Source organism: Paracoccus methylovorus (assembly GCF_016919705.1).
Classification (GTDB): Bacteria; Pseudomonadota; Alphaproteobacteria; order Rhodobacterales; family Rhodobacteraceae; genus Paracoccus; species Paracoccus methylovorus.
Genome location: NZ_CP070371.1, coordinates 1,440,001 through 1,454,959 on the forward strand (window position 1 = coordinate 1,440,001; position 14,959 = coordinate 1,454,959).

12 protein-coding genes (1 of these 12 cut by a window edge) are annotated in these 14,959 nt (G+C 63.3%); 4 read left to right on the plus strand and 8 right to left on the minus strand.

The genetic code is table 11. From position 1 onward, the window contains the following. Positions 1–784: the 3' portion of an enoyl-CoA hydratase gene (locus tag JWJ88_RS20220; RefSeq protein ID WP_205296188.1), read on the plus strand. It extends 17 nt beyond the left edge of the window; 784 of the gene's 801 nt are visible here — the last part of the coding sequence; its start codon lies beyond the left edge, outside the window; its stop codon occupies positions 782–784. Here JWJ88_RS20220 and JWJ88_RS20225 read toward each other — a convergent pair. The 8 genes from JWJ88_RS20225 to JWJ88_RS20260 form a co-directional block, all read right to left on the minus strand. Continuing rightward, positions 781–1,524, minus strand: coding sequence for a cytochrome c biogenesis CcdA family protein (locus tag JWJ88_RS20225; RefSeq protein ID WP_205296189.1), 744 nt, complete (start codon positions 1,522–1,524; stop codon positions 781–783). The genes JWJ88_RS20220 and JWJ88_RS20225 overlap by 4 nt on opposite strands. Positions 1,525–1,601: 77 nt before the next feature. Continuing rightward, the gene (locus JWJ88_RS20230) at positions 1,602–4,283 is read right to left on the minus strand and encodes an Rne/Rng family ribonuclease (protein ID WP_205296190.1); all 2,682 of its coding nucleotides are present in this window, start codon (positions 4,281–4,283) and stop codon (positions 1,602–1,604) included. A 453-nt stretch (positions 4,284–4,736) separates the two neighbouring features. Further along, positions 4,737–6,062, minus strand: a complete 1,326-nt coding sequence (locus JWJ88_RS20235) for a sigma-54-dependent transcriptional regulator (protein ID WP_205296191.1) — start codon at positions 6,060–6,062, stop codon at positions 4,737–4,739. A 19-nt stretch (positions 6,063–6,081) separates the two neighbouring features. Next, positions 6,082–7,875, minus strand: coding sequence for a sensor histidine kinase (locus tag JWJ88_RS20240; protein WP_205296192.1), 1,794 nt, complete (start codon positions 7,873–7,875; stop codon positions 6,082–6,084). A gap of 65 nt (positions 7,876–7,940) precedes the next feature. After that, positions 7,941–8,609, minus strand: coding sequence for a phosphoribosylformylglycinamidine synthase subunit PurQ (purQ, locus tag JWJ88_RS20245; RefSeq protein ID WP_205296193.1), 669 nt, complete (start codon positions 8,607–8,609; stop codon positions 7,941–7,943). A 257-nt stretch (positions 8,610–8,866) separates the two neighbouring features. Continuing rightward, a complete protein-coding gene (locus JWJ88_RS20250; protein WP_205296194.1) occupies positions 8,867–10,081 on the minus strand; it encodes an NADP-dependent isocitrate dehydrogenase in 1,215 nt (404 codons plus the stop codon). Positions 10,082–10,200: 119 nt separating this feature from the next. Beyond that, the gene (locus JWJ88_RS20255) at positions 10,201–11,325 is read right to left on the minus strand and encodes an HD domain-containing protein (RefSeq protein WP_205296923.1); all 1,125 of its coding nucleotides are present in this window, start codon (positions 11,323–11,325) and stop codon (positions 10,201–10,203) included. A 56-nt stretch (positions 11,326–11,381) separates the two neighbouring features. Next, entirely contained in the window at positions 11,382–12,041 is a 660-nt protein-coding gene (locus tag JWJ88_RS20260; protein ID WP_205296195.1) for an alpha/beta hydrolase, read from the minus strand. A gap of 166 nt (positions 12,042–12,207) precedes the next feature. On the opposite strand from JWJ88_RS20260, the gene iscR reads away from it, so the two are divergent. The 3 genes from iscR (at position 12,208) to nspC (ending at position 14,921) form a co-directional block, all read left to right on the plus strand. Next, a complete protein-coding gene (gene iscR, locus JWJ88_RS20265; protein ID WP_205296196.1) occupies positions 12,208–12,666 on the plus strand; it encodes a Fe-S cluster assembly transcriptional regulator IscR in 459 nt (152 codons plus the stop codon). A gap of 3 nt (positions 12,667–12,669) precedes the next feature. Then, positions 12,670–13,695 (plus strand): Gfo/Idh/MocA family protein, encoded by a 1,026-nt coding sequence (locus JWJ88_RS20270; RefSeq protein WP_205296197.1) that lies wholly within the window; start codon positions 12,670–12,672, stop codon positions 13,693–13,695. Positions 13,696–13,814: 119 nt separating this feature from the next. Beyond that, the gene (gene nspC / locus JWJ88_RS20275; protein WP_205296198.1) at positions 13,815–14,921 is read left to right on the plus strand and encodes a carboxynorspermidine decarboxylase; all 1,107 of its coding nucleotides are present in this window, start codon (positions 13,815–13,817) and stop codon (positions 14,919–14,921) included. Positions 14,922–14,959: the final 38 nt, after the last annotated feature.

Sequence of the window (14,959 nt, forward strand, 5' to 3'; positions counted from 1 at the left end):
CGAACCGTTGGTGCTGCGTCAGGATGACGGCCATGTAACCCGGCTGATCCTGAACAGCCCGATGAACTACAATGCGCTCTCGACCGCGATGATCGACGCGCTTTCCGATGCGCTGGACGAGATTGCTGGCGACGAAGCCGTCCGCGTCGTCGTGCTGGCAGCACGCGGCAAGGCGTTCTGCGCCGGTCATGACCTTCGCGAGATGCAGGGTGCCCGCAACGACGAAGATGGTGGCCGCGCCGCCTATGCGCGGCTGTTCTCGCGTTGTGCGATGATGATGCAAAAACTGCCCGCCCTGCCCCAGCCGGTCATCGCCGAAGTGCAGGGCATCGCCACCGCCGCCGGTTGCCAACTGGTCGCAAGCTGCGACATGGCCGTGGCGGCCGAGGGCGCGCGCTTTGGCGTGAACGGGGTGAATATCGGCCTGTTCTGCTCGACACCAATGGTGGCGCTGACCCGGGCCATTGCGCCGCGTTCGGCCTTTGAACTGCTGGTGACCGGCGATTTCATGGACGCCGCCCGGGCACGGGAGCTGGGTCTGGTCAACCGCACCGTCCCACCCGATGCGCTGGAAACCGAAACCATGGCGCTGGCCCAACTTGTGGCCGGCAAGCTGCCCGCTGCCGTCCGCATGGGCAAGCGTGCCTTCCATGCCCAACGCAACCTAAGTCTTGCCGAGGCTTATGAGACCGCAGGCGCGGTGATTTGCGAGAACCTGCTTTTGCCCGAAACGGCCGAGGGCATTCAGGCCTTTCTGGAAAAACGCCCGCCGAACTGGGACTAACCCAGCGCGGCAAGCCAGGGAAAGGTTTCCAGCAACCAATAGGCAAAGACAGGAAAGGCCCCGGTCAGCAGCGCCACGCCGACGACGACCAATAGCACACCCATGATGCGCTCGATCAGCTTCAGATGCGGTTTGATACGGTTCATCAGGCCGATGGCGCGATTGATGAATATGGCTGACAGCAGGAACGGAATGCCCAGCCCCAGCGCATAGACAGCCAGCAAAGCCGTGCCCTTGCCCATCGCCCCGCCTGTCGCGGCCAAAGACAGGATCATGCCAAGCTGCGGTCCGATGCAGGGCGTCCAGCCGAAGGCAAAGGCAAGACCCAGAACATAGGCCCCGACGGCGCTGCCGCCGCGCTCTTGCGTATCGATCCTTGCTTCCGCATCCAGAATGGGGATGCGGATGATATGCAGGAAATGCAGGCCCAGCACGATCACCACCGCCCCGGCGCCCCGTGCCAGAACGTCCTGCCACTGCAGGAACACCCGCCCAAAGGCCGAGGCAGCCATGCCCATCAGCAAAAAGACCGTAGACAGCCCCATGACGAAGAACAGCGCCGGGACTACCGCGCTGCGCTCGCCCGATTTCAGGCCGCCAACCCCGACCCCGGTCATATAGGCCAGATAGGGCGGCACGATCGGCAACACGCAGGGCGAAAGAAAGGACAGGATTCCGGCCAGCAACGCAACCATTGCGGCAGGCAGGAACGCGGCATCTACAAGTTCGATTCCCAACATGTCCGGCACCTTGGCGCAAGGAAAGGGCGCGGGAAAGCCCCGCGCCCGTCACTCTTTTGTGGTGTGGCTGCGACAGATCAGCCTACGGACCACCAGCCCCGGCGTTTGGGACGCGAAGTTTCCTCGGCCAAGGCCGGCTCGGGCGCGGGTTCGGGCACCGATACTGCCTCGACCTCGGCCGGTTCAGAAGCAGCGGCCGCTACCTCAGCACCCGCGTTTTCGTCGGCGGAAGCTTCGGGGACTGCAGCCTCGGCCTGCTCCGCAGTCTGCGCCGCCTCTGCCACGGCGGGCTCGGCGGCTTCCGGCACAGGCTCGACGGCCGGCTCGGGCGCCTCAGCGGGTTGCTCGGCTACCACCACTTCGGTCGGTGCGGGTTGCTGAGCGGCAGGCTGATCGTCAACCGCCACAGCTTCGGCGATCTCGTCCGCGACAGGTTCGACCGGCTCGCCCGGCTGGGCAACGGCATCGCCTCCGGCTGCGGCCGCCTCATCTGCAGGCTCATCCGCCTTGCGCCGACGCGTGCGGGTGCGGCGGCGGGGCTTGGCGACCTCTTCGGCAGCCTCTTCAGCGGCGGGTTTGGGCGCGCTTTCGACCTCGACCGCAGCCGGAACTGCCGCTTCGGCTTCAGCCGGCTGCCCAACTTCCTCGGCTTCCGACGCCGCGTCCTCGGCATCATCCTCGCCGTGATGTGCTTCGCCTTCGCCGTTCTTGCCGCCCCGACGACGACGACGGCGACGGCGGCGCTTGCCGGCTTCGCCCTCGCCGTTCTCGGCACGGCTGTCCTCGGCGCGCTCAGCCTCCACCGCCTCAACGATCTCGGCGGCTTCGACGGTCTCTTCGGCCTCGTCTTCAGCCGGCTCCTCATCGTCGATCTGCGCCATCAGCCTGGCATCGACCGAAACCACCGGCGCCGTCACCTCGGGCACGTTGCGGGTGGCGGTCTTGAATTTCTCAATGGCGTAATCGGGCGAGATCAGCGCCGGATCGGCCTCGACCCGCACCGACAGACCATAACGGGCCTCGATATTGGCGATATGTTCGCGCTTGGCGTTCATCAGGAAGTTGGCCACCGCAACCGGCGCCTTGACCAGCACTTCGCGTGAACGCTTGCGGGTGCCCTCTTCCTCGATGGCGCGCAGGATGGTCAGCGCAAGGCTGTCGTCCGAGCGGATAAGCCCGGTGCCATGGCAATGCGCGCAGGGCTGCGTGGTGGATTCCAGCATGCCCGGCCGCAGACGCTGACGCGACATTTCCAGCAGACCGAAGCCCGAGATACGGCCGACCTGAATCCGCGCCCGATCCGTCTTGAGCTTCTCCTTGAAGCGTTTCTCGACCGAGGCGTTGTTCTTGCGCTCTTCCATGTCGATAAAGTCGATGACGATCAGCCCGGCCAAGTCGCGCAGCCGCAACTGACGTGCGATCTCTTCGGCAGCTTCCAGGTTAGTCTTGAGCGCGGTTTCCTCGATCGAGCCCTCTTTCGTCGCCCGACCCGAGTTCACGTCGATGGCCACCAGCGCCTCGGTCACGCCGATGACGATATAGCCGCCCGATTTCAACTGCACGACCGGGTTGAACATGCCCGCAAGATAGCTTTCGACCTGATAGCGCCCGTAAAGCGGCATCGGATCGGTGTAATGCTTCACGTTCTTGGCGTGGGACGGCATGATCATCTTCATGAAGTCCTTGGCCGTGCGATAGCCACGCTCGCCTTCGACCAGAACCTCGTCGATCTCTTTGCTGTAGAGGTCGCGGATCGTGCGCTTGATCAGATCGCCTTCCTCATAGATCGGCGCAGGCGCCACTGAACGGAAGGTCAGTTCGCGGATCTGTTCCCAAAGCCGCATCAGGTATTCATAGTCGCGGCGGATTTCCGTGCGGGTGCGCTGGCTGCCGGCGGTGCGGATGATCAGCCCGGCGCCTTCCGGCACCTCCAGCTCGCTGGCGATTTCCTTCAACTTCTTGCGGTCGGCGATATTGGTGATCTTGCGGCTGATGCCGCCGCCGCGCGCCGTATTCGGCATCAATACGCAATAGCGGCCGGCAAGTGACAGATAGGTGGTCAGCGCGGCGCCCTTGTTGCCGCGTTCTTCCTTGACGACCTGAACCAGCATGATCTGCCGGACCTTGATCACTTCCTGGATCTTGTAGCGGCGGGCGCGATGCTTCTTGGGGGCCGAGATTTCTTCGGCCACATCCTCCTCGGCGACGGATTCGATACCGTCATCCTCGGCACTGTCTTCGCCGGTCGGCTCCTCGGCTTCGTTTTCCGGAGTGCTGGTATTATCGGCCGCTTCGACGGTCAGACCTTCCAGCGGCGCGGCTTCGCCCTCGGAAAGGTCGACCACGGTCATGCCCGCGATCTCGTCCGAGGCCAGAACCGCATCGCCGTTGTCGGCGGCTGCAGCCTTGGCGGGCCGGCGGCGGCGCGAGTTGCGCCTGGCCTTGTCACCCTCATCGGCCTCGGCCACGGCGGCCTGGCGTTCCTCCTCCAGCAGCGCCTTACGGTCGGCGGCGGGGATCTGATAATAATCGGGGTGGATCTCGGCGAAGGCCAGGAATCCGTGGCGGTTCCCGCCATAATCCACGAAAGCGGCCTGCAGCGAGGGTTCGACCCGCGTTACCTTGGCCAGATAGATGTTGCCAGCAAGCTGCCGCTTGTTGACCGTCTCGAAATCAAATTCTTCGACTTTGGTTCCATCGACCACGACAACCCGAGTTTCCTCGGAATGCGTGGCGTCGATCAGCATTTTCTTTGACATTTTTCCGTCTTTCGGGCCGCAGAACCGGCCCGCGCACAGGCGGGGGGAAAGTTCGGCGGCCACATGAGGGGACAACGAAAGCCGCACCGCCAACAGCAATCGCGGCGGTCAGGGAAAAGCCCTGCCTCCGTTGCCGATCAAGCTGCACTGCGCGATCCATCGCGTCTGTTTACCTTTCTTGGCCCAACCCGCTTTTACGGTCCGGGCGGCGATCACAAATGCCCAGAGGCCCCAAAAGGGGCATAGGCAAGATTTTCCGCGCGTAGCACCACCGGCACTTTTCAGGTGTCGCGGCTGGCTGGCGCGCTGCGAAACTGGCGAGGTCGAGCAACCATAAGTTGTGGCGCCCACCCTACATGGGCAAGATAGCGGGGAAGGGCGCGCCGTTACAATCGAATTTTCGAAGAAGGCCGCGATTTGCCGATCCGGGCGCTCTGCAGCCTTGGTAGCTGATTACAGGTAATCGCCGCGGCTGAGCCCGTATTTCGCCATCTTTTCATTCAGCGTCCGACGCGGCAGGCACAACTCGTCCATCACAGCGGCGATGCTGCCCTTGTGCCGGCGCATGGTATTGTCGATCAGCATCTTTTCAAAGCTTTCGACATATTCCTTGAGCGGTTTGCCCTCGGTCGTCGTTGCCTCTTGCGTATCCTCGCCATCCGCCATCAACAGCGAGGCGATCGAGCCTGAGCCGCGGCGGTTCTGCAACACTGCGCGCTCGGCCACGTTGATAAGCTGGCGGACATTGCCCGGCCAGGGCGCCTGCAAGAGCTGCGCCGCCTCCTGCGCCGTCACCTGAGGCGGCTCACAGCCGTATTCCTCGGCGAATTGCTCGGTCATACGGGTGAACAGCGTCAGGATATCCTCGCCGCGCGACCGCAGCGGCGGCAGGGTGATCTTCAGCGCAGTCAGGCGATAGAACAGGTCGGGGCGCAGCGAATCCTCGGCGCGACGGCCTTCGCCCCGGGCATTGGAAATGGCGATGATCCGGGTCTCGGCCGGGCTGCCCTGCTCGGCGATAAAGGCCAGAAGCCGCGCCTGAAGCGGATCGGACAGCGCCTCGATATCCTCCAGGCACAGCGTGCCGCCCCGGGCCTCCTCGACGGCCGGCAGCCCGTTTTCCACCGGGCCGAACATTTTGCCCGACAGGATCTCGTCGTTATAGGCGGCGCAAGAGATCGGCACGAACTTCTTCGAGGCGCGCGGTCCCACCGCATGCAGCGCATGCGCCACCAATGTCTTGCCGGTGCCGGTTTCGCCGTCGATCAGCACATGGCCGTCGGCCTGACCAAGATCCAGAATGTCCTCGCGCAGCCGGTCCATGACCGGGCTGGTGCCGATCAGCTTGGACATCACCTGCTGCCCTTCGCTCAGGTCGCGGCGCAGGGCACGGTTGTCCAGGGTCATACGACGGGCCTGCGTGGCCTTTTTGACCAGCTCGGTCAGCCGTTCGGGGTTAAAGGGCTTTTCCATGAAATCCATGGCGCCGATGCGCATGGCCTCGACCGCCATCGGCACATCGCCGTGACCGGTGATCATGATGACCGGCAGGCCCGAATCGATGCCCATCAGCCGCTTGAGGAAAGCCATCCCGTCCATGCCCGGCATGCGCATATCGGAAATCACCACCCCCGGCCAATCGGCGCCGATCTCTTTCAGCGCGTCTTCGGCGGTGGCGAAGGTTTCTGCTTCGAACCCTGAAAGCGCCAACCATTGGCTGATCGATTCGCGCATATCCGGTTCGTCGTCCACGACGGCTATCTTCAAAGTCCGGCTCATGGGCCTTTACCTCTTTTCATCATTCCGCCGCCAACCGCGTCCCCGTCTTGAAACGGGGATCATACAGCGGTAGCTCAAGTTCGAATACTGCGCCCTTGCCCCCTTGGTCCGAGGCGTTATGGGCTGTCAGGCGCCCGCCGAAATCGGCCGCGATCCCGGAAGAGATGGCCAGCCCCAAGCCGGTCCCCTCTCCGGGCTTCTTCGTGGTGAAGAAGGGTTCAAACAGATTTTCAAGATCGGATACACCCGGACCGTTGTCCCGCACGGACAAGAATGCGTGAGAGCCAGAGCTGACGGTGATCTCGATGGCCGGGTCGCGGACCCCCTTGATCGCATCGACCGCGTTGCGCAGCAGGTTGATGATGATCTGTTCCAGCCGGATGCGGTCGCAGTAGACCATGACCGGATATCGGGGGATATTCCGTTGCAACCGGATGGTGCGCGACCGCAATTGCGGCTCCATCATCACCAGCGCGCTCGACAGCGCGGCGCGCAGATCGACCGGCTCGAATGCCTCGCCGCCCTTGCGGGCATAGGATTTGAGCTGCCGGGTGATTGCGCCCATCCGCTCGACCAGATCGTCGATGCGCTGAAAGCTGGACAGCGCCTCCTCGTCCCGGCCGCGCTGCAGCAAAAGCCGCGCCCCGGCCAGATAGGTCTTCATCGCGGCCAGCGGCTGGTTCAGTTCGTGGCTGACGCCGGCCGACATCTCGCCCAAGGCGGCAAGCTTGCTGGACTGCTGCACCGTCTGCTCGGCCACGCGCAATTCCTTCTGCACACGTTCGCGCTCGGCGATCTCACGGGTCAGGCGCTGGTTCAGCGCCCGCAGATCGGCCGATTCGCGCATATAGGCCGCCGATTCCACCCGCGCCTTACGCGACAGCAAGTAAAACACCGCCGCCAGCAGAATGGCAAAGCCCATGATGACCATGGCCAGCACGGCATTGACCCGTTCGCGCACCGATTCGTAGGTGGTGAAGGCGATCATCTTCCAGCCGCGGAAGGGAATGCGCGTTTCCGACTGCATCACGGCCCGGCCCTGAACATAGGCATCGGCCGGAGTCGCGGCCCAGTCCGCCGTGACCTGAAAAGCCCTCGCAATGGCCGAGGGGGCAGAGCGGACCGCCAGCGCCTCGGGCAGGGTCAGCCCGCGCCAGCGGGGCTCGGTCGACAGGATGATCTGGCCCGAACTGTCCGTCACTGCGATGGCATCCGATATGCCCGCCCAGGACCGCACCAACCGCGACAGGTCGGCGCCCACCACCACCACGCCCAGCGTGCGCCCGTCCGAGACGACGGTGCGGGAATAGGTGAACTCGTAAGCCCCTTGCGGCGAAGAAGAGACGGTAAATACCGTATCCTTCGAGCGCAGCGCCTCGACGAAAAACGGCTCTTGCACATAATTCGTGCCGATCAGGTTGCGATCCGTCGAGCCGACAACCCGGCCCGAGGCATCCAAGAGCTTGATCGAAGCTGCCGCGATTTCCTTCTGGGCCGAAATCAGCCGCGCCGAGGTGCCCGAAAAATCATTCCCCGACAGCGCCGAAATCAGCGCCGGGTCACGCGCCAGCAGCAGCGGCACCACCGAGGTGCGCTGCAATTCCGACAACAGGTTGCCAGTATAAAGCGCCGCGCGCAGCTCGGTGCGCATGCGCGTGGTTTCAGAAAACCGCGCCGTCAGCCAGGCATTGGTAAACCAGATCGTGCCTGCGGCTACGATCAGCAACACGGCGATCACGCCGCGCAGGCCCCAACGGCTGGTCAGGCCCGTTCTGCCTTCCGGGAACCCGGTGGAATTGTCTTCCTCTCGCATGAGCCTCCGGCACCGCCCCCTACAAGGGTCCATGCAGTCTAGTGCGCGAAAGAGTGCCGCTCAAGTCAGGCCGCGACAAGCTCCTGCATCAACGAAGCAAAAAGCCTCGCGCCATCCGTGCCGCCATGCGCCGGATCGGCGGCACGCTCGGGGTGGGGCATCATGCCCAGCACCCGGCGGTTTTCAGACAGCACCCCGGCGATATCCTCGACCGAGCCGTTGATTCCCGGCGCATAGGTAAAGGCGACGCGGTCCTGATCCTTCAGCGCCGCCATCCCCTCGGCGTCGATCTGGTAATTGCCATCATGATGCGCGACCGGCACGCAAATCTCTTCGCCAGCGGCATAGGCCGAGGTAAAGGGACTGGCCGAGGTCGCGACCTTCAGCACCGCCTCGCGACAGACAAAGCGCAAGCCGGCATTGCGCATCAAGGCGCCCGGCAACAGGTTCAGCTCGGTAAGCACCTGAAACCCATTGCAAATGCCCAGAACATACCCGCCCCGGCCGGCATGAGCCCTGATCGCGCCGGCGATGGGTGAATGCGCGGCAATGGCACCGCAGCGCAGATAATCGCCAAAGGAAAACCCGCCCGGCACCGCGACCAGATCCGTGCCGGCAGGCAACGCGTCGTCCTTGTGCCAGATCCGCGCGACCTCGGCCCCCGCCTGCTCCAGCGCAACGGCCAAGTCGCGGTCGCAATTCGATCCGGGAAAGGTAATGACGGCAGCTTTCATGGCGGGCCTCCGGGATAATGCCTCGCGCCTCCCATACTGCAAGCGGGCGCGACTGTTAAGCGGCTTTGCGCAGTCCCGCCACTTCCTGACTCTCAAAAACGCGCGACAAACACCGGATCGTAAAGCCGCACCAACGACTCCCGACACAACCTTCCAGCTTCTTCGTTGCCCAAATACCCAAAAACCACGCCATAAGCAGAAAGGACCGAGGTTTCCCCCGGCCCTTCCCAATCTTCCCTCTGACAATACACGGCAGATCAGCCCGCCAGCGCCTTGTTCAGATATTCGTCGACCTTTTCCAGATAGCCCATGGTGGTCAGCCATTTCTGGTCCGGGCCCACCAGCAGCGCCAGGTCCTTGGTCATATAGCCGTCCTCGACCGCCTGCACCGTGACCTTCTCCAGCGTCTGGACAAAGTTCAGCAGTGCCGCGTTATCGTCCAGCTTGGCGCGGTGCTTGAGCCCGCCCGTCCAGGCAAAGATCGACGCGATCGAGTTGGTCGAGGTCTGGTTGCCCTTCTGATGCTCGCGGTAATGCCGCGTCACGGTGCCATGGGCGGCTTCCGATTCGACGATCTTCCCGTCCGGCGTCATCAGGACCGAGGTCATCAGCCCCAGCGAACCGAAGCCCTGCGCGACGGTATCCGACTGCACGTCGCCGTCATAGTTCTTGCAGGCCCAGACATAGCCGCCCGACCATTTCATCGACGAAGCGACCATGTCATCGATCAGGCGATGCTCATAATGGATGCCCTTTTTCTTGAACTCGGCCTCGAACTCTTCCTCGTAGACCTTCTGGAACAGGTCCTTGAAGCGGCCGTCATAGGCCTTCAGGATGGTGTTCTTGGTCGAGAGGTAAACCGGATAGCCGCGGTTCAGGCCATAGTTCATCGAAGCGCGGGCGAAGTCGATGATCGACTGGTCGAGGTTGTACATCGCCATGGCGACGCCGGCGCCGGGGGACTGATAGATCTCGTGCTCGATGGTCTCGCCATCCTCGCCGACGAACTTGATGGTCAGCGTGCCCTTGCCCGGAAAGCGGAAATCGGTGGCTTTGTACTGATCGCCAAATGCATGACGGCCGACGACGATGGGCTGGGTCCAGCCGGGGACCAGACGCGGCACGTTCTTGCAGATGATCGGCTCGCGAAAGATCACGCCGCCCAGGATGTTGCGGATGGTGCCGTTGGGCGACTTCCACATCTTCTTCAGGCCGAATTCCTCGACCCGCGCCTCGTCCGGGGTGATGGTCGCGCATTTCACGCCGACGCCGTATTTCTTGATCGCCTCGGCCGCGTCGATGGTGATCTGGTCCGAGGTGGCGTCGCGCTCCTCGATGCCCAGATCATAGTATTTCAGGTCGATATCCAGATAGGGAAGGATCAGCTTTTGCTTGATGAAGTCCCAGATGATCCGGGTCATCTCGTCGCCGTCTAGCTCGACGACGGGGTTCTCTACCTTGATCTTCGACATGGGTGGTCCCTTCGGATTAGGATTCGGCTCGGCCGCGCTATAGCTGCATTCGCCGCAAAAGAAAAGCCCGGTATGCGATTGCATACAGAATGCCGCAAACCCTCGCCACTGCCTGCAATCTACCTGCGGAAATAAATCTGCGCGCTTGCGCTGAGCCAGGACCACAGCATGGGCGCGCCACGTTCGATGCGCACGCCGACCCGCTCGACCAATTGCTCGTAGGTCACCTGATATTCCGCCCAGGTGCCGCCGCCCGAGGCGATGTTCTGCATCACCGGCTGCGCCCGGTCCAGCGATTTGGCGAATACCGCGTCTGCGGTCTCGTTCGCCTCGAACTCGGTCCACAGCGCGCGCAGCTCTGCCCCCAGCGGCTGCGGCAGCAGCCCGAAAATCCGCTCGGCCGCGGCCATTTCGGCAGCCATTTGCGCCGCGCCGTGATGGGTCTGTCCGTTCGCGGCATGGATCGGCACATCGCCCGTGTCGATTTCGACCAGATCATGCAGGATCAGCATGCGGATCACCCGGCCGATATCCACCTGCGACCCGGAGTGCGGCGCCATGACCAGCGCGTAAAGCGCCAGATGCCAGCTATGCTCGGCGCTGTTCTCGCGCCGCGACAAGTCGCACAGAAAGCTGGCGCGCAGCACGGATTTCAGCCGGTCGGCCTCGGCCAGAAAGGCCAGATACGACGCAAACTCGCCCTGTGGCGCGCGCCCATCCAGCAAGGCCTGGGCCGCCTGCATCGCCTCGGGCCATTCCTGCCACAACCGTTGCGCACGGCCCGCCGTCATGTTGTTGCGCACGATCCCCACGTGTTCGGACAGAGGCGCGGGGGCACAAAGCACCTGAAACAGCGGCTGGATATGGTCCATGCGCTTGGCCATGCGGGCGTCTGCGCTTTCGCCCGCCTCGAACTCGCGCCACAGCGCGAACAACGCCTCGCCCCCCGGCAGCATGGCGAAAAGCCGGCGCGCGGCGGCCTCTTCGGCGGCTTGCACGGCGCCGGCGTCATGGGTCAGATGGATCGGGTGATCGCCGCAATCGATCTCGACCAGATCATGCAGCAGCAGCATGGCGATGGCCCGGTCCGAAGCGCCGAAGACCAGCCCATAAAGCGCGACGTGCCAGCTATGCTCGGCGCTGTTTTCAGGCCGCGACAGATCCATCAGCATATTCGCGCGATCGACGGACTTCAGCCGGTCGGCTTCGGTCAGAAAGGCAAAGCGCAGGGTCAGGTCGGTCATGGCGGACAGGTCGGCAGCAATGGAAAAGACAGGGCCGGTCGTGCCGGCCCCCTGTCTCATCGCGTGGTTTCGGTCAAACGGCGGCGCACATAGGTCTGCACCGTGTCGATCATCGGCTTCATGTGGACCTCGTCGTCGCGGAAAAAATGGTCCGCGCCCTCGACCTCCTCATGGGTGATGGTGATGCCTTTCTGCTCGCGCAGTTTCGCCACCAGAGTATGGGTGTCCTTGGGCGGCGCCACCCGGTCGGCGGTGCCGTTGATGATCAGCCCCGAGGACGGGCAAGGCGCAAGGAAGGAAAAATCATACATGTTCGCCGGCGGCGCGACCGAGATAAAGCCGGTGATCTCGGGCCGGCGCATCAGCAGTTGCATGCCGATCCAGGCACCAAAGCTGAAGCCCGCAACCCAGCAATGCTTGGAGTTGGGGTTCATCGCCTGCAAGTAATCCAGCGCCGAGGCAGCGTCCGACAACTCGCCGATGCCTTGGTCGAATTCGCCCTGGCTGCGGCCGACGCCGCGGAAATTGAACCGCATGACGGTGAAACCCATGCGGTGGAATGCGTAATGCAGGTTGTAAACCACCCGGTTGTTCATCGTCCCGCCATATTGCGGATGCGGGTGCAGAATGATGGCGATGGGGGCATCGGGCGCGGCTTGCGCGTGATAGCGCCCTTCCAGACGACCTTCGGGACCGGGGAAAATCAGTTCGGGCATGGGCTTCCTTTGAAACTCGGGTTCCTTGACCCTGTGGCGGTGCGGCTCTAGATCGTCAATCTGGGAAGCGCGCCCGACATAGGCAAGACGCATTCAAGGACGGCGCCGGGGGAATTAGCCCCTGACGCGCATATCGTCAATGGTTTGCGACGGGAGGAGAGGCAAGATGAAACTGTCTACCAAGGGACGTTACGCAATGGTGGCGCTGGTCGATCTGGCCATCGCCAAGGGCGACGAACTGACCTCGCTGGCCGAGATCTCGAAACGGCAGGATATCTCGCTGCCCTATCTGGAGCAGCTTTTCGTGCGGCTGCGCCGCGCCGGGCTTGTCGATTCCGTGCGCGGTCCCGGGGGCGGCTACCGTCTGGCCAAAGCGCCCGAGACGATCCGCATCGCCGATGTGCTGGAGGCCGTGGACGAAACCGTCAGCGCGCTCCATATCGGCGCCGGCGCCTCGGGCGGAGTGTCCGGGTCGCGCGCGCAAACACTCTCCAATCGCTTGTGGGAGGGGCTTTCGGCGCATGTCTATGTGTTCCTGCACAATCATACCTTGGCGGATGTGGCGACGAACCAGTTGCTTCCCTGCCCCGCGCTACCCAAAATCCTTTCGATCGTGGATGACTGAGCCATGCGGGTATTGATCGCCGGACTGGGGAACATGGGACGCAGCCACGCGCTTGCATGGCTGAAACAACCCGGGGCCAAGATCGTCGGCCTTGTCAATCGCAGCCCGGTCGATCTGCCGGCGGAACTCGCCGCGATTCCGCAAAGCCAGGATTTTCACGAGGCGCTTCAACGCCTGCGCCCGGATGTCGCGGTCATCGCCACATATTCGGACAGCCACGCGGAATATTCCCTTGCCGCCCTGCGGGCGGGCGCGCATGTCTTCGTGGAAAAGCCGCTGGCCACCACGGTCGAGGACGCCCGCCGCCTTGTCGAATGCGCGCATGAGACCGGCCGCAAGCTGGTCATCGGCTATATCCTGCGCCACCACCCCAGTTGGCAGCGCCTGATTGCCGAGGCGCGGGCGCTTGGCGGCCCCTATGTCTTCCGGCTGAACCTGAACCAGCAAAGCTCCGGCCCGACGTGGCAGGTCCACAAGGCGTTGATGCGCACCACCCCGCCCATCGTCGACTGCGGCGTGCATTATGTCGATGTCATGTGCCAGATCACCGATGCGCCCCCGGTCGAGGTGCGCGGCATGGGCCTGCGCCTTTCCGACGAGATCGCGGCGGACATGTACAACTACGGCCATTTTCAGGTGCTGTTTCAGGATGGCTCGCTGGGCTGGTACGAGGCGGGCTGGGGCCCAATGATGTCGGACACCGCCTTTTTCGTGAAGGATGTGGTCAGCCCCCGCGGCGCCGTCAGCATCCGCATGCCGCATGACGCGCGCTCGGACGATATCGACACCCATACCCGCACCGCGACCCTGCGCCTGCACCGGGTCGGAGAGGGCGATCAGGACATCTCGATGCAGGGCGAACCCGGCCATCAGGAGCTTTGCGATACCGAAGCCGCCTTCATGGCCCGCGCCATCGCCGAGGACATGGATCTGGACCGCCACATGCGCGATGCGGTCTCATCCTTGGCCGTCTGCCTTGCCGCCGACGAATCGGTGCGATCCGGCCAGCCGGTGCAATTGCGCATCTAGGGCCCATTCGCACCCGGCCGTCATGCCCCCGTCACGCTTTCTTGCGAAATGCGGCGCATGACCCTAAATGAGCCTTTCGTTTTCAGTTTTCACGGTCGCAAGACCCGGGGAGCCGCGCCATGTCCGATCTGCAGACGCCCTACTACCTGATCGACTTCGCCCGGCTGCGCGCGAATATGGAGCGGATTCGGTATCTGCGCGAACGCTCAGGCGCGAAATGCCTTTTGGCGCTGAAATGCTTTGCCACCTGGTCGGCCTTTGACTTCATGCGCGAGTTCATGGACGGCACCACCTCGTCCAGCCTGTTCGAACTGCGTCTGGGCCACGAGGAATTCGGCAAGGAAACCCATGCCTATTCGGTCGCCTGGGCCGATCACGAGATCGACGAGGCGCTGGGTTACGCCGACAAGATCATCTTCAACTCGCTGGGTCAGCTCGACCGTTTCGGCGCCAAGGCAGCCGCACAAGGCATTGCCATGGGCCTGCGGCTGAACCCGCGCTTTTCGACCAGCGGCTTTGATCTGGCCGACCCTGCCCGCCCGTTTTCGCGCCTTGGTGAATGGGACCTGAACCGGCTGGAGGCTGCGCTGGACCGCATCAACGGCGTGATGATCCATTACAATTGCGAAAATGCGGATTTCGACCTGTTCGACGCGCAGCTTTCGCGGATCGAGGCCGAGTTCGGCGGCTTTCTGGAAAAGCTCGACTGGGTCAGCCTTGGCGGGGGCATCCATTTCACCGGCGACGACTATCCGCTGGACCGGCTTGCCGACCGGCTCAGGGCGTTTTCGGAACGTTTCGGCGTGCAGGTGTTTCTGGAGCCCGGCGAGGCAAGCATCACCAGATCCACCTCGCTCGAGGTCACGGTGCTGGATGTCATCCACCACGGCAAGGACGTGGCCATCGTCGACAGCAGCATCGAGGCGCATATGCTTGACCTGCTGATCTATCGCGAGACGGCGAAACTGCCGCAAGAGGGCGAGCACCCCTATCAGATTGCGGGCAAGACCTGTCTGGCTGGCGACATCTTCGGCGAGGGACGCTTTGCGCAACCGCTCAAGGTCGGCGACCGGATCAGCATCGCCGATGCCGGTGGATACACCATGGTCAAGAAGAACTGGTTCAACGGCGTCCCCATGCCCTCGATCGCGATCAGGGACGAGGACGGAACGATCCGCGAGGTTCGCCGGTTCACCTATGACGACTACAAAGCCAGCCTGTCGTGAACAGGCGGCAGCCATCCCCTTTCCTAGCCCCCGAAAAG

Coding starts and splice junctions, on each gene's coding strand:
- JWJ88_RS20225 (WP_205296189.1), bottom strand. CDS start 1,524: ATGTTGGGAATCGAACTTGTAGATGCCGCGTTCCTGCCTGCCGCAATG.
- JWJ88_RS20230 (WP_205296190.1), bottom strand. CDS start 4,283: ATGTCAAAGAAAATGCTGATCGACGCCACGCATTCCGAGGAAACTCGG.
- JWJ88_RS20235 (WP_205296191.1), bottom strand. CDS start 6,062: ATGAGCCGGACTTTGAAGATAGCCGTCGTGGACGACGAACCGGATATG.
- JWJ88_RS20240 (WP_205296192.1), bottom strand. CDS start 7,875: ATGCGAGAGGAAGACAATTCCACCGGGTTCCCGGAAGGCAGAACGGGC.
- purQ (WP_205296193.1), bottom strand. CDS start 8,609: ATGAAAGCTGCCGTCATTACCTTTCCCGGATCGAATTGCGACCGCGAC.
- JWJ88_RS20250 (WP_205296194.1), bottom strand. CDS start 10,081: ATGTCGAAGATCAAGGTAGAGAACCCCGTCGTCGAGCTAGACGGCGAC.
- JWJ88_RS20255 (WP_205296923.1), bottom strand. CDS start 11,325: ATGACCGACCTGACCCTGCGCTTTGCCTTTCTGACCGAAGCCGACCGG.
- JWJ88_RS20260 (WP_205296195.1), bottom strand. CDS start 12,041: ATGCCCGAACTGATTTTCCCCGGTCCCGAAGGTCGTCTGGAAGGGCGC.
- iscR (WP_205296196.1), top strand. CDS start 12,208: ATGAAACTGTCTACCAAGGGACGTTACGCAATGGTGGCGCTGGTCGAT.
- JWJ88_RS20270 (WP_205296197.1), top strand. CDS start 12,670: ATGCGGGTATTGATCGCCGGACTGGGGAACATGGGACGCAGCCACGCG.
- nspC (WP_205296198.1), top strand. CDS start 13,815: ATGTCCGATCTGCAGACGCCCTACTACCTGATCGACTTCGCCCGGCTG.